This window comes from Mycobacterium sp., from assembly GCF_039583785.1.
Taxonomy (GTDB): domain Bacteria; phylum Actinomycetota; class Actinomycetes; order Mycobacteriales; family Mycobacteriaceae; genus Mycobacterium.
In genome coordinates this window covers 1-13,116 of the sequence record NZ_JAVKSG010000081.1, presented here as the reverse complement: position 1 = coordinate 13,116, position 13,116 = coordinate 1, and the positions used below count along the sequence as shown (strand labels likewise).

The following is a 13,116-nucleotide window of genomic DNA, read 5'->3' as shown; positions in this document are numbered from 1 at the left end:
CTCGTGGCGACCTCTAGCACCCCTTCGACCTGCAGCTCGCGGATCAGGTCCAGTGCTTCGGTGAGTTCTGACCGGCTCACTCCCCGAACTTCGAGCTTGTCGCCGACCTCGGCGATGTCGTACCCGGCGGTCATGTAGCAACTGTAGCGCAAATGACAAGATATCGCCTTTGCTACACATGCTTGTTGACTGCCAGGCGGGGCCGCGGGTACTAGGTCATCGCTTGTCCCGGCACCACGTAGCCGAGTTTGAGCAGCGCGTTGCGGAATTTCAGCTCGCGATCGAGCGGGACGGCGAGGTGTGTGTCGCCGATCGGGCGGCACAACGGGCGCAGCCTACGGTCGCCGGCGATGAGCGCGGCGGTGGCAGGGTCGGCGCATTCGATCAAGCGGGAGTGGCCGAGGTCGGCGAGCTGCCCGGCTCGCCGGCGGACGTCCGCCATCAGGGTGTTCAGCGCACTGACTTCGCGCGTGGTGTGAGCGGTCAGGAACGTGGTGAAATCGGAAAGTCGGCGCCCGGAATCGATCGCCGAGAGCAGGCTGGTGGTCGAGACCGTCCAGACGCGGTCGGCGGTTTGTTTCGCGTAAGCGGTGAGCAAGAGCCGGTCTGCGGCTGGGAGGTCCCCGATGGCGACAATGTCGAGGTTGGCCAGCACCTTCAGCGGCGCAGCGTCGGTAGCGTCGGAGTCGACCGGCTCCGGCTGGTAAGTGTCGGTCAGGCCGAGCGCGTAAGCGCCGAGCTCATTGAGACGGATTGACCGCAGGCCGTCATAACGACTGAGGGCATCCAAGTCGTCGCTGCCCCAGTTGTCCCGGAAGTCCTCGCGGGCGCCGGCCGATTGGATGTAGTCGAGGTCGACCAGGCCCAGGGTGCCGGTGTACTCAAACAGGACGGCCATAATGTAGCGGCCTTCCAAGATCTCCCAGTTGTGGTATCCGGCGTAGCCGAGGCTGCCGTACTGCGGATCGACCAGGTAGAGCTTCCAGAGCGCCATCTCGTTGCGGGCGATGGTGGGGCTCGTGTTGCCGCGGCGCATCTTGCTGAACAGACTGGCCAGGTCGATCCACTCGCCTGGCGGGCATCCGGTCAGCGCCTCGTCGACCAGCTGACGGCGGGTCTTGGCCGCGGTGAGCACGTTGCGGCAGCGCTGACCTTTGATGTTCTCGATCCGGCTGAACTCGTCGATCGTCGCGTGGGTGAGCCAACGTTGCCACAGGTGGCGAATGACTTCTGCTGGTGGTTTGCCCAGCGCTGCATGGCCTTTCGTGGTTGGTTGCAGCCGGGTTCCTTCGAGCTTGGCCAGTCCGCCGGCCTGGATGAGCAGCGGCCAGGCGAAGCTGGCGATGGGTTCGCCCGTGTAGAAGTCGCCGTTGGCAAGGTGCGTTCCGACGGCACGGATGGTCGCCGCCGAGGGCCGACCCGTCTTGCCGCTGCACTTCACCTCGCCGGCCGCGCACAGTTCGAGCACAGTGCGCAGGTTGGTCAGGGCTTCGGCCTGCGTCAGCCGCACCCAGTGCTCGTCGTCGGCATCGTGCAGGTGGTCCACGGTGTTCACGCTCTTTCCATCCAGCGGCGGTAGGCCTCAATCCATTCCGCGCCGTCAGGGTGCGGGGTAGGCAAGGGAAGGTCCAGGATTGGGATGCGCTGTGTCGATGGGCCGCGCGCGCAGACGGCCACGATCTGCTCGTCGTCGGTCAGGTCGATACCCGCGATGGTGACGTCCACGCCCAGCACCACAGTCTCAAACGGCACGGTGAGATGCTCCTCGATCATGGTGTATAAGCCGGTCACGCACTCGCTGTCGTTATAGCAGTCGACGGTCGCTTGCGCGATCAAGGCATCTGGCGTCGCATCACTCGACCCACCCATCTACTCAGCCTCTCATCCAGGGGGCGGCCTTGCGTTTATTGGCGGTGATCGTTGCGTAGTTATGCGATCTCCTGACGCCGGTGACAACGGCCAGCTTCGGCAGATTTGGAACAGGTGGTCTTTTCCGGCGAGCGCACCCGGAATCTGTCGGTGGGATTCTCTACGCTTTCGGTGATGGAATATTCGGCGATCGACGCGCTGCGGGAACGGCACCCCGCTTGGCGACTGCTGCGTGCCGGCAACTCCGTGCTGATCCTGTGCTTCCTCGGGGAGTTTTTCGTCGAGGGCAATCGCGGCGCCTGCCCGGCAAGCGAGTTCGCGGCGAAGTTGGACGACCACCTGCATGCGCTGAACGCCGAAATCTCCACCGAGGACGGCTGCGCACGGTTCCCGAAGGACGCGCGGTCCTATTTGGAGGACTGGGCGGCCACCGAGTATCTGCGACGGTTTTATCCGCCCGGCGACGACGAAGTGCACTACGAGGCCACCCCGGCGTTCGAGAAGGCCTACGCGTGGGTGATGAGCCTGCAGGGCAGGTCTTTTGTGGGGACCGAGTCCAGGCTGCACACCGTGGTCGAGCTACTGCGACAGATCGTGCACGGAACCGAAGTCGAGCCCGAGGTCCGGTTGGCCGAACTGCGCCGCCGCCGCGACGAACTCGACGCCGAGATCGCGGCCGTGCAAGCCGGCGTCGTCACCGTGCTGGACGCGACCGGGGTCCGCGACCGTTACCAGCAGCTCTCCGCGACCGCGCGGGAACTGCTATCGGACTTCCGCGAGGTCGAAGAGAACTTCCGGCTTCTTGACCGTGCCGCGCGAGAAAAGATTGCGGCATGGGATGGCTCCAAGGGCGAACTACTTGCCGAGCTGGTCGGTAGCCGCTCGGAGATCGCCGGTTCGGACCAGGGGCGCAGCTTCCAGTCGTTCTACGACTTCCTGCTCTCCGAATCGCGTCAAACCGAACTCGCGGAGTTGCTTGCCAAGGTGTCAGCGCTCGACACGATCGAAGCCGACCAACGCATTCGCGGCATCCACCACGACTGGTCCGAGGCCGCCGATCGGGCGCAGCGCACGGTCCGCCAGATTTCCGAACAACTGCGCCGCTTCCTCGACGACCAGGTCTGGCTGGAGAACCGGCGCGTTCTCGACCTGGTTCGCTCGGTGGAAGGCGTCGCCCTTGAGCTCCGCGGCAATCCCCCGATCTTCGGGCTCGACGTCGATCAGCCGGGCATCGAGATCGCGCTGCCGTTCGAGCGGCCGCTCTACCAAGAACCCGCGGCGGTGGCGGTTGAGAGCCAGATCGCGGCGGCCACCGAGGAGGTCGACGCCGAGCTGCTGTTCACTCAGACCTTCGTCGATCAGGCGCGCCTGGTCGAGATCGTCCGAAGCGTTCTGCCCGAGAGCTCCATGGCCTTGTTGTCCGACGTCATCGCGATGCACCCGATCGAGCAGGGTGCCGCGGAGATCGTCGGCTACCTCGCGCTCAATGACGACGATGTGACGGTCGATATGGACGACACGGACGAGACTTTGCTGGAGTACTGCGACCCCGCCGACCCGGAGATCACCAAGCGAGCGAGACTGCCGAAAGTGACGGTGCGGCGGCGATGAGCAATGAACACGCAGTCGCCAGCGCGATCATCCGACTGATGCAGGGTGTCGTCTACCGCGAATCGGACGAGGACACCTGGCTGACGCTGGAACGCCTCGGCGCCGGTGTCCGAGACCATTTCGCCACCATCGGCGTCGACGTGGTCGTCGATGACGCCGAGGGCTACGCCTATCTTCGGTCCCGGCCCGAGGAAGACGGCCAGGATGCACAGGAGGCGCTGCCGCGCCTGGTGCGACGGCGCGCACTGACCTATAACGTCAGCCTGCTGCTGGTGTTGCTGCGTAAGCGGCTCGTCGAGTTTGAGACGGCCGGCGGCGACGGCCGGCTGGTCCTGTCCACCGATCAGATCGTCGAGATGCTGAGGCTTTTTCAGGCCGAGTCCACCAACGACGCGCGCGTCGTCGACCAAGCCGAGATGACGATCAACAAGGCGCGCGAACTCGGGTTCCTGCGGCAGTTACGCGGTCAAAGCGACCACTGGGAGGTGCGGCGCATTCTCAAGGCCTACGTCGACGCCCAGACCTTGTCGAACTTCGCGACGAAGCTGCGGGAATATGCCGGAACGGCCGCCGGCGATGAGTGATGGACTGTTCTCCATGGTCGGACTCGGTGATACCCGACGGGCCGGCTACCGGCTTGAGTACGCGGAAGTATTGAACTGGGGCACGTTCGACTCCCAGGTCTGGCGGTTCACTCCCGACACCGAGACGGCGCTGCTCACCGGGGATATCGGCTCGGGCAAGTCGACGATCGTCGACGCGCTCACCACCTTGCTGATGCCGTCCCACAAGGCCGCCTACAACAAGGCCGCGGGCGCCGAGGCCAAGGAACGCACCCTGCGGTCCTACGTCGAAGGCCACTACAAGTCCGAGCGAAACGAGGCCACCGGACGGTCACGTGCCAAGGGCCTGCGCGAGAACAGGCGGACCTACTCCGTGGTCCTCGGGGTGTTCACCAACCACGGCTACGACGAGACGGTCACCCTGGCCCAGGTCTTCCAGCAGCGCGAGAGCACCGGGCAGCCCTACCGCTTCTTCGTCACCGCGACCAAATCCCTTTCGATCGCCACGGATTTCGCCGACTTCGGCACGGACCTACGCGATCTTCGCAAGCGGCTGCGCGGTACCGGGGCGGAGATCTTCGACGAATTCCCCAAGTACGCGACCTCGTTGCGCCGCTTGCTCGGAATCCGATCCGAGCAGGCGCTCGAGCTGTTCCACCAGACCGTTTCGATGAAGTCGGTCGGCAACCTCAACGACTTCGTGCGCGACCACATGCTCGAGCCAAGCGACGCCAGTGCGCGCGTCTCTGAAATTATCGCCCACTTCGAGGACCTGACCAAGGCGCACGACGCCGTCAAGCGAGCCCGAGAGCAGCTGGAAGCGCTCGATCCGGTCGTGGTGACCGCGGCGAAGTACGACGCCGCCCTCGCGGAGCGCGAGTCGTTGGATCACGAGCGATCCGCCGTCCGGCTGTTCGTCGCCGAGCGTCGCTCTCACCTGCTCGGCGACGAGATCGCCGCGCTGGAGGCCGAGGGTGTGGGCCTGTTGGCGGAGCAGGACGCCGCCAAAGCCCAGGAGCAGAAGCTACAACACGAACACGACGCTCTTATCGAGGAGCGCGCCAAGGCCGGCGGGGACCGCATCGGCGAGTTGGAGCGACTCACCGAGCAGGCCCGCGCCCAGGCCCAGAGCCGTCGTCATGCCCGGGCCCGGTTCGACGTCGCCGTCGCCGAGGCCGGGCTGGAACCGGTTGCCGGCGGCGAGGACTTCGCGGCCCTGTCCGCTCTGGCCGCCGCCGAGCGGTCGCGGCTGAGCGCGGACAAGGGAGCGCTCGACGCGGCCACGGTCGATGCGATCGGGCGGGAGCGGGAGTTCCAACGGCAATGCGGCCTCGTCGCCGAGGAACTCAGCAGCTTGGAGCAACGCACTTCCAACCTGCCCGTCGAGCAGGTCGAGGTGCGCGCGGAGCTGTGTGCGGCGCTCGGGCTGACGCCGGACGACCTTCCGTATGCCGGCGAGCTGCTCGACGTGACCGACGAGCGCGCCGAGTGGCGGGGCGCTGCGGAGCGGGTACTGCGCGGTTTCGCCCTCTCGCTGCTGGTGCCACAGCAGCACTACGACGCCGTCGCGGGCTGGGTGAACGGCCGGAGGCTCACGTTCGGTGGGCGCGGCGGCAAGCCTATCGGGGCCAAGCTGGTCTACGAAAGGGTTGCCAGGCAACGGGTTCCGCTCCAATCGCCGGGGCACGAGGGGCTGTGGCTCGCCGACTGCGTCGAGGTCAAGAACGGGCCTTTCGGTCAGTACCTCACCGACGAGCTCGCGAAGCGGGCCGACTACCGATGCGCGCCGAGCCTGGAGGAGTTTCGCGGTCAGCGGCGCGCCGTGACCCGCGAGGGTCAGGTGCGCTCGGGTGAGCGCCACGAGAAGGATGACCGGCACCGCGTCGACGACCCCCGCCGGTGGGTCCTCGGCTGGGCCAACGAGCGAAAGATCGCCGCGCTTCGCGACGAGCTCGCCGGGCTGGAGGAACAGCTCGGGACGGCTGCCACCGAGTTGGCGGGGCTCGATGCGCAGCGGGATGCGGTGCAGGCAAAGCTGCAAGCCCTGGCCCGTCTGGAGGAATACCACTCCTGGAACGATCTCGACGTCGATGAGGCCCAGGCGCGCGCACACGACCACGACGCCGAACGTGTCCGGCTGCTGTCCGGTTCGTCGCGACTGGAGGAGATCGCGCGGGCGCTGGCCGACAACGACGAGCAAGCCAACGGCGTGGGGGAGTTGATCGACACGCTGACCGGCAGGCTCGCGACCACGGCAGTGGCGAAAAGGCAAGCGGAGCAAGGAAAGAAGCGCGACGATGAGTTTGTCGCGGCGCGGCCAGAGCGCGAGCTGGCGGCCGCCCGCGCGTCGTATGCCGCCCTCGACGAACGCCTTCGAAAGAACCGCCCGGTGCGGGCGGCGGACTGCGCGGAGGCGGAGGTAGCGCTGTCGGCGGATCTGCATCGGCGCATCGAGCGTCTCACCGGCCAACTCAACGGCTACGCGCTGAACCTGGTCCAGTACATGAGCGACGTGTTGCGCCGCTGGCCCGAGATTCGCGCGGACATGGATGCCAATGTCGATGCCCGCCAAGACTTTCTGGCCTTCCGCGATCGCGTCGCGACTGACGACCTCCCGCGTTTCGAGGCCGAGTTCAAAGAGCAGCTCAACAAGAACGCCATCCAGGAGCTGGCGGGGTTCAACAACTGGCTGGGCAGGCAGGCGTCGGCCATCGACGAGCGCGTCGATCGCATCAACGAGGCGCTCGGCGCGGTGCCCTACAACCCGGGCCGCTACATCCGACTGGAGAAGGAGCCCACCACCAACCAGGACATCGCGCAGTTCCGTTCGGACCTTCGCAACCTGACCAACGACAGCCTCGCGCTCGACGGCGACCAGTACTCCGAGCAACGCTTCGGAGACGTCAAGCGGATCATCGAGCGCTTCCGGGGCCGCGACGGCTACGCCGAATCCGACAAGACGTGGACCCGGCGCGTCACCGATGTACGCAACTGGTTCGTCTTCTCCGCGTCCGAGCGCGATGCCGAGACCGGTGATGAATGGGAGCATTACAGCGATTCCGACGGCAAGTCCGGCGGTCAGAAGGAGAAGCTGGCCTACACGATCCTCGCGGCCTCCCTTGCCTACCAGTTCGGGCTGGAGTGGGGCGCGCAGCAGTCACGAGACTTCCGTTTCGCGGTCATCGACGAGGCATTCGGGCGCGGCTCGGATGTCTCGACACGCTACGCGCTGGACCTCTTCGCGACGCTCGGGCTGCAACTTCTCATCGTCACGCCCCTGCAGAAGGTTCACGTCATCGAGCCCTACGTGCAGGCGATCGGCTTCGTCGACAACCCGAGCGGAACGTTCTCTCGCCTGCAGACGATGACCATCGAGGAGTACCGGACCCGGCGCGACGGACGGCGGGCGTGAGTGCCGCGCCGACGACGATGCAGAGCGAAGCGATGAGAAGGAGTGGCGCCATCACGTGGACTACGCCGCACGACATTGCCGCGAAGGTGAGACGACGGTGGGACGACGGGTCGCTGCTGCGCGCCCACGCCGACGGTGATCCGTTTGATCCGATCGACGTGCCGCTGCGCGGCCCGAAACCGTCGCAGGTCGGTGACGACGTTGCCGCCGCGCGCCAGTGGGTGGCCGCCCTCGACGCCGGCCGCCGCGACGACACCCGATATGTCCTGCAATGGCAGTCGATCGGCGGCCGACAGATCGGCCGCAACCTGCTGCCTGTCCGCGCGGTGGTGTCCTCGATCGAGCAGGCCTGGACATTGTTGGGCGTAACCACGATGGTTCGCCGATTCGACGATCTGCTGACCTTGGCCGACCAGCATCCGCGGGTTCGCGACTGGATTGTCGGCCACCCGCATCGCGCGCTCGAGCTGGGGGACGAGATGCCGCAGCTGATTGCCGCCTATGCCTGGCTCGACAGCCACCGTCAGTCGCAGCGATACCTTCGCGAGATCAGCGCGCCCGACGTCGACACCAAGTTCGCCGAGCGGCGCCGGACGGACCTGGCCGCGATGCTTGGTGTTTCAGCGACGGCCTCCGGGTTCTTGGCCGATCTGGGTCTGCGGTGCAAGCCCGGATTGGTGCGGTTCCGACCCTCGCCCGCATTGGGTTTCCCGGGGTCGACGCTGACTGAGCTGGCGGTGCGTTCCGAGGAGTTGGCACGCCTCACTGTCGAACCGCGCGTTGCGGTAATTGTCGAGAACGAGATCAGCTATCTGAGCGTCGATGTCCCCGACGGTGGGATGGTGTTCTGGGGCAAGGGCTTCGAAGTCGACAGCATTGCTCGGCTGCAATGGCTGGCGGAGGCTGACGTGCTCTACTGGGGCGACATCGACACTCACGGCTTCGCCATTCTGGACCGCCTGCGGGCGCGGCTCCCGCGAGCGCGCTCGGTGCTGATGGACCGCGACACGCTGCTGGCGCACCGCGACCGTTGGGTGACCGAAGACCGCCCTGCGAAATCGGTCCTGACGCGACTGACGCCTGACGAGTACGACCTGTACTCGGAACTGGTCGCAGACGGGCTGGATGAACGGGTGCGCCTGGAACAGGAGCGAATCGACTGGCAGTGGGTCGAGCAACGGCTAACCGCAGCCCACCGGGGTCGGATTTGATTCAACGGGGGGATGTGCAGGCGCCCGATGATTATCAGGGAGGTGCTGGCTGCGGATTCCCTAGTGACACGGTGGCCTAAGCCTGGAGACTGCAAGCTGTCAACAGTCGCGATCAGCATGTCCGGCTCAAAGTTCGTAAACGACACGGACATTTCTTCGTCGGCTCGGAAGTTCATTCGCGCAGGGCCAAAGGTCACTCGACATTGCGTCCGTCGGTTTCTATCAGATCAGCGTGGCCGCTGCCACGATGGCGAGGTGCGAAGCCAACACGGCGATTGGGTCTCGCCGCCTGAGCTCGACCCTGAGGAGGCGGCCGAGCGCCTGTTGCGTGATTTGCGCAGCGACCGGGACGGCCTGTCCGGGAGCGAGGCGGAACGGCGCCTGCTGCAATACGGGCCAAATGCGTTGCGGCGCCGGACCGGCCCGCAGTGGCCGAAAGCATTGATAAGGCAGTTAACTCATCCGCTGGCGCTACTGCTGTGGTTGGCGGCGGGGCTGCTGGTGATTGTCGGATCACACGTAGTGGCGACGGCGGTGGTGTTGATCATCATGTTGAACGCTGCGTTTTCCTTCGTACAGGAACTGCAGGCGGAGCGGGCGGTGGAAGCGCTGGCCAAATACTTGCCGCAGAAGGCGCAAGTTGAGCGCGACGGCATCGTCACCGAAATCGACGCCTCGCAAATTGTGCCCGGCGACGTCGTGGTCATCGAGGAGGGAGACCGCGTCGCCGCCGACATCCGATTACTGGTCGGCGCCATCGAAGTGGACATGTCGGCGCTGACCGGCGAATCAGTGCCTGCGCTGCGCTCGGCGGCGATGGTTGACGTCAACGTGCCGTTACTGACTGCGCATGATCTGGTATTCAGCGGCACCAGCTGTACCGGTGGGCATGCCCGGGGACTCGCGTTCGCCACCGGTATGGGTACCGAAATCGGCCGGATCGCAGCGCTATCCGAACGCGTCAAACCTGACCCCAGCCCGTTGGAGCGACAGGTCAGGCGGGCGGCTTGGCTGATCGCCGCCGTTTCGATAATGCTGGGATTGTCGTTCATCCCGGTCGCTACCCTGGTGGCGCACCTGACCCTGATCAACTCGTTGATCTTCGCGGCGGGGCTGCTGGCAGGCATGGTGCCAGAGGGATTGCTCCCGGTGATCACCCTTGCGCTGGCGGTCGCGGTGCGGGAGTTGGCGGGCCGTGGCGCGCTCGTCAAGCGACTGTCTGCGGTCGAAACTCTTGGTTCCACCGATGTGATCTGCACCGACAAGACCGGCACGCTAACCCAAAACCGGATGACGCCCGTCGCCGTGTGGACCACGGCAGGCCAAATCGGCCTCGATCCCGAGCATCCCGACAGCCACCCGGACCCGGCGCAATCACCGGCCCCCCTTGGAGCGCTGGGCCGTATCGCAGCCCGTTGCAACAACGCCAGGTTGGACGACCCCGCAGGCACGGTGGGTGATCCGACGGAAGTCGCGGTGCTGACAGCCGCCCGGATTCTCGGGGCCGAGACTGATCCGGAAACACGAGAAGCTAACCGGCGCTGGCAGTTTCATTTCGACCCCGAGCTGAAGCTGATGTCGACCATCGACCGGTCTGAGGATGGGTCGTCCGTCGTGCACACCAAAGGCGCACCGGAGGCGCTGCTGACGCGGTGCGGTCACATCCTCGACGCCGATGGTCAATCGCTACCGCTCGATTCGTTCGAACGCCGCCGAGTCGAAGAAGCGGTTGACGACCTGGCCGCGCAAGGTTTACGCGTGCTCGGGTTCGCGCAGCGGCAGCTACCGCCGAAAACGCGGCCACCGCAACGTCGGACTACCGCCGAGCAGGATTTGTGCTTTGTGGGCTTGGTCGCCATGCTCGATCCGCCGAGAACAGGCGTTGTGGGGGCCGTCGCGAAATGCCAGACCGCGGGCATCCGCATTATCGTGATCACCGGCGATCACCCGCTGACCGCCGCCGCCACCGCGGAGCGCATCGGCATCACCGGCCCGCACCCGAAAGTCTTTGCCGGTGCGGACTTCGAGCAACTCGCTGAGAACAAGCTTGCCGAACTCATCCGTACCCACCCGGAGATAATATTCGCTCGCGCTTCGCCGGAGGCCAAGCTGCATATCGCCGAGGCGCTGCGCCGTGATGGCCATGTAATTGCGATGACCGGTGACGGCGTCAACGACGCTCCGGCGTTGCGCCGCGCCGACATTGGTGTTGCGATGGGACTCTCCGGCACCGACGTCGCGCGGGAGGCGGCGACGATGGTGCTCACCGACGATGACTTCGGCTCGATCGTCACGGCGATCGAGGCCGGCCGCCGCATCTACGACAATGTTCGTAAATTCATCGTCTACATCTTCGCGCACGCCGTCCCGGAAGTCGTTCCGTTCTTGCTCTTCGCGCTCAGTGGTGGGGCTATACCGTTGCCCCTCACGATTCTGCAGCTTCTAGCGTTCGACGTCGGAAGTGAAACCTTTCCGGCGCTGTCGCTCAGTCGCGACCCAGCGGAGCCGGGCCTCATGCAACGCGCACCGCGGCCCCGCGATGAAGGGGTCATCCAGCTTCCAATGTTATTGCGAGCGTGGCTATTTCTAGGCGCGATCGTCACGGCGTTGTCGCTGGGTGGCTACTTCTACATTCTGCTCAAAGCAGGCTGGCGGCTCGGGGTATCAGTCGACGCGGGCACGCCGCTATATGATGCCTACCGCCAAGCGACGACTATGACGTTTCTCGGTATGATCGCCGGCCAGATCGGCACCGCGTTCGCGGTGCGCACGCAGCGGGCGTCGCTGTGGTCGGTGGGTGTCTTCAGCAACCGATATCTGCTCGCCGGTATCGCCGCCGAGATCGCGCTGGCCGCTGTGTTCGTCTACGTTCCGCTGTGCCAATCACTCCTGGGCACTGAGCCGCCGCCGCTCTCGAATCTGCTGATATTGCTGCCCTTCCCATTCGTCGTGTGGGGCGCTGATGAATTTCGCCGGTACCTACTACGCCGCTGGCATAGAGGTGTCCGCGTGCAATGACGGTCGACCGCTTTCCCGGTGACCATCGGCCCTACGACGTCGCTTCGTGGCCGCGTAACAACGAGACTATGCAACACAGAACCGATTTGGCGGCTATTCACGTTGACGTGACGACGCACGGTCAGCTACCCGGTATCGACGACTACGTACAGGAAAAGATCGGTGGGCTCAGTCGGCTCACGCGCCAACCCGTGCTGCATGCCCGGGTCAGGTTGAGCAGGCATGCCGATCCGGCGGTGGCCCGCCCCGTGGTCGCCCAAGCCAACCTGGATGTCAACGGCCGGCTTGTCCGCGCCCAAGTCGAGGGCGAGACTGCCCGTGAAGCGGTCGACCGACTCGAGGCGCGACTGCGGCGTCGGCTTGAACACGTCGTCGAACGCCGGGAAGCCAACCGAGGCAATACTTCTCAAGCCATCGCGCATGAATGGCGTCACCAGTTTGAGCCCACGCATCGACCGAGCTACTTTCCTCGGCCACCCGATCAACGTCAAATCATTCGACGAAAGTCTTTCACGCTGGGCAGCCGCACGGTCGACGAAGCGGCGCAGGAGATGGAGTTGCTCGGCTACGACTTCCACTTGTTTACCGAAAAAGGTACAAAACAGCCCAGCGTGTTGTACCGCACGGAACCGGGCGGATACCGGCTGGCCCAGGTCAAACCGGTGCCCGAGGAACTCGCGCCATACGAGCTACCCCTGACCATCAGTTCAGCGCCGGCACCGCGACTCACGCTCGAGTGCGCGAAGGAGCGACTCTCTCTTCTTGGGCTGCCGTTCCTGTTCTCTGTCGATTTGGATCAAGGCCGAGCCGGTGTGCTGTATCACCGCTACGACGGACACTACGGGCTGATCTGTCCCGCCGACTGACGCCGTGAGCAACGACCAACGACGCTCTGCAAGGGGCTTTCTCCTGCCGCCAAGTGGTCGGATCAAAGAGGTCGGTCGGGTTTAAGGAGTGCGCTATGGCCGTGGTCGCGATCAATGGTCTGGGCCGCATCGGCCGGGCCACGCTGAAAGTTCTGACCGAGCTTGACGACATCCGGGTCGCGGCGGTCAACGATGTCGTCTCTGTCGACACCTTGGCTTACCTGCTGCGCTACGACAGCGTCTACGGCCGCTACCCGCGGGCGGTCTGTGTCGACGAAAATGCCCCGGGAGCTTGGCGTCGACCTGGTCTTTGAGTGCACCGGCGTGTTTAAGCCGTAGCAACGCTTGGCGTTGCGAACTACGGCCAGCCTCAATGACTTCCACTGATGCACAAATATCCAGCAGCGCCCCGAACTTTGCCGCGCTTTTCGGCGATCGGGTTCCGGTAACGCCGAACAAGGACGGATTTCGCGACCAGGATCATGTGCCGATCCAGGTAGTCGGTAGGGACGTCACGGAGAGCTTTTGGATCCCGTCGCCGGCCAGCATCACCGGGGCCGCGACCG

Annotated in this window: 10 protein-coding genes; 8 read left to right on the top strand and 2 right to left on the bottom strand. The window is 65.2% G+C overall.

Annotated elements, in window-relative coordinates; genetic code table 11:
- Positions 1–211 precede the first annotated feature (211 nt).
- The gene (locus tag ABDV69_RS18125; RefSeq protein ID WP_343576859.1) at positions 212–1,555 is read right to left on the bottom strand and encodes a hypothetical protein; all 1,344 of its coding nucleotides are present in this window, start codon (positions 1,553–1,555) and stop codon (positions 212–214) included.
- A complete protein-coding gene (locus tag ABDV69_RS18120; protein WP_343576857.1) occupies positions 1,552–1,836 on the bottom strand; it encodes a hypothetical protein in 285 nt (94 codons plus the stop codon). The genes ABDV69_RS18125 and ABDV69_RS18120 overlap by 4 nt, the downstream gene beginning before the upstream one ends.
- 207 nt (positions 1,837–2,043) lie before the next feature.
- Here ABDV69_RS18120 and ABDV69_RS18115 point away from each other — a divergent pair, with 207 nt between their 5' ends.
- From ABDV69_RS18115 to ABDV69_RS18080, 8 genes are all read left to right on the top strand, one after another.
- Positions 2,044–3,480, top strand: a complete 1,437-nt coding sequence (locus ABDV69_RS18115) for a DUF3375 domain-containing protein (protein WP_343576866.1) — start codon at positions 2,044–2,046, stop codon at positions 3,478–3,480.
- Positions 3,477–4,064, top strand: a complete 588-nt coding sequence (locus ABDV69_RS18110; RefSeq protein ID WP_343576854.1) for a DUF4194 domain-containing protein — start codon at positions 3,477–3,479, stop codon at positions 4,062–4,064. Before ABDV69_RS18115 ends, ABDV69_RS18110 begins: the two co-directional genes overlap by 4 nt.
- Positions 4,057–7,455 (top strand): SbcC/MukB-like Walker B domain-containing protein, encoded by a 3,399-nt coding sequence (locus ABDV69_RS18105; protein ID WP_343576864.1) that lies wholly within the window; start codon positions 4,057–4,059, stop codon positions 7,453–7,455. The genes ABDV69_RS18110 and ABDV69_RS18105 overlap by 8 nt, the downstream gene beginning before the upstream one ends.
- 32 nt (positions 7,456–7,487) lie before the next feature.
- Positions 7,488–8,666, top strand: a complete 1,179-nt coding sequence (locus tag ABDV69_RS18100) for a Wadjet anti-phage system protein JetD domain-containing protein (RefSeq protein ID WP_343576861.1) — start codon at positions 7,488–7,490, stop codon at positions 8,664–8,666.
- Positions 8,667–8,921: 255 nt separating this feature from the next.
- Positions 8,922–11,684 carry a cation-transporting P-type ATPase gene (locus tag ABDV69_RS18095; protein ID WP_343576851.1) on the top strand — a complete coding sequence of 921 codons (2,763 nt, stop codon included), beginning with the start codon at positions 8,922–8,924 and terminating at the stop codon, positions 11,682–11,684.
- Between the two features lie 68 nt (positions 11,685–11,752).
- A complete protein-coding gene (locus ABDV69_RS18090; RefSeq protein WP_343576849.1) occupies positions 11,753–12,550 on the top strand; it encodes an HPF/RaiA family ribosome-associated protein in 798 nt (265 codons plus the stop codon).
- Between the two features lie 95 nt (positions 12,551–12,645).
- Positions 12,646–12,864, top strand: coding sequence for a glyceraldehyde 3-phosphate dehydrogenase NAD-binding domain-containing protein (locus ABDV69_RS18085; RefSeq protein WP_343576847.1), 219 nt, complete (start codon positions 12,646–12,648; stop codon positions 12,862–12,864).
- A 59-nt stretch (positions 12,865–12,923) separates the two neighbouring features.
- On the top strand, positions 12,924–13,116 hold a 193-nt coding region (locus tag ABDV69_RS18080; RefSeq protein ID WP_343576846.1), incomplete at its 3' end, for a hypothetical protein.

Coding starts and splice junctions, on each gene's coding strand:
- ABDV69_RS18115 (WP_343576866.1), top strand. CDS start 2,044: ATGGAATATTCGGCGATCGACGCGCTGCGGGAACGGCACCCCGCTTGG.
- ABDV69_RS18110 (WP_343576854.1), top strand. CDS start 3,477: ATGAGCAATGAACACGCAGTCGCCAGCGCGATCATCCGACTGATGCAG.
- ABDV69_RS18105 (WP_343576864.1), top strand. CDS start 4,057: ATGAGTGATGGACTGTTCTCCATGGTCGGACTCGGTGATACCCGACGG.
- ABDV69_RS18100 (WP_343576861.1), top strand. CDS start 7,488: ATGAGAAGGAGTGGCGCCATCACGTGGACTACGCCGCACGACATTGCC.
- ABDV69_RS18090 (WP_343576849.1), top strand. CDS start 11,753: ATGCAACACAGAACCGATTTGGCGGCTATTCACGTTGACGTGACGACG.
- ABDV69_RS18085 (WP_343576847.1), top strand. CDS start 12,646: ATGGCCGTGGTCGCGATCAATGGTCTGGGCCGCATCGGCCGGGCCACG.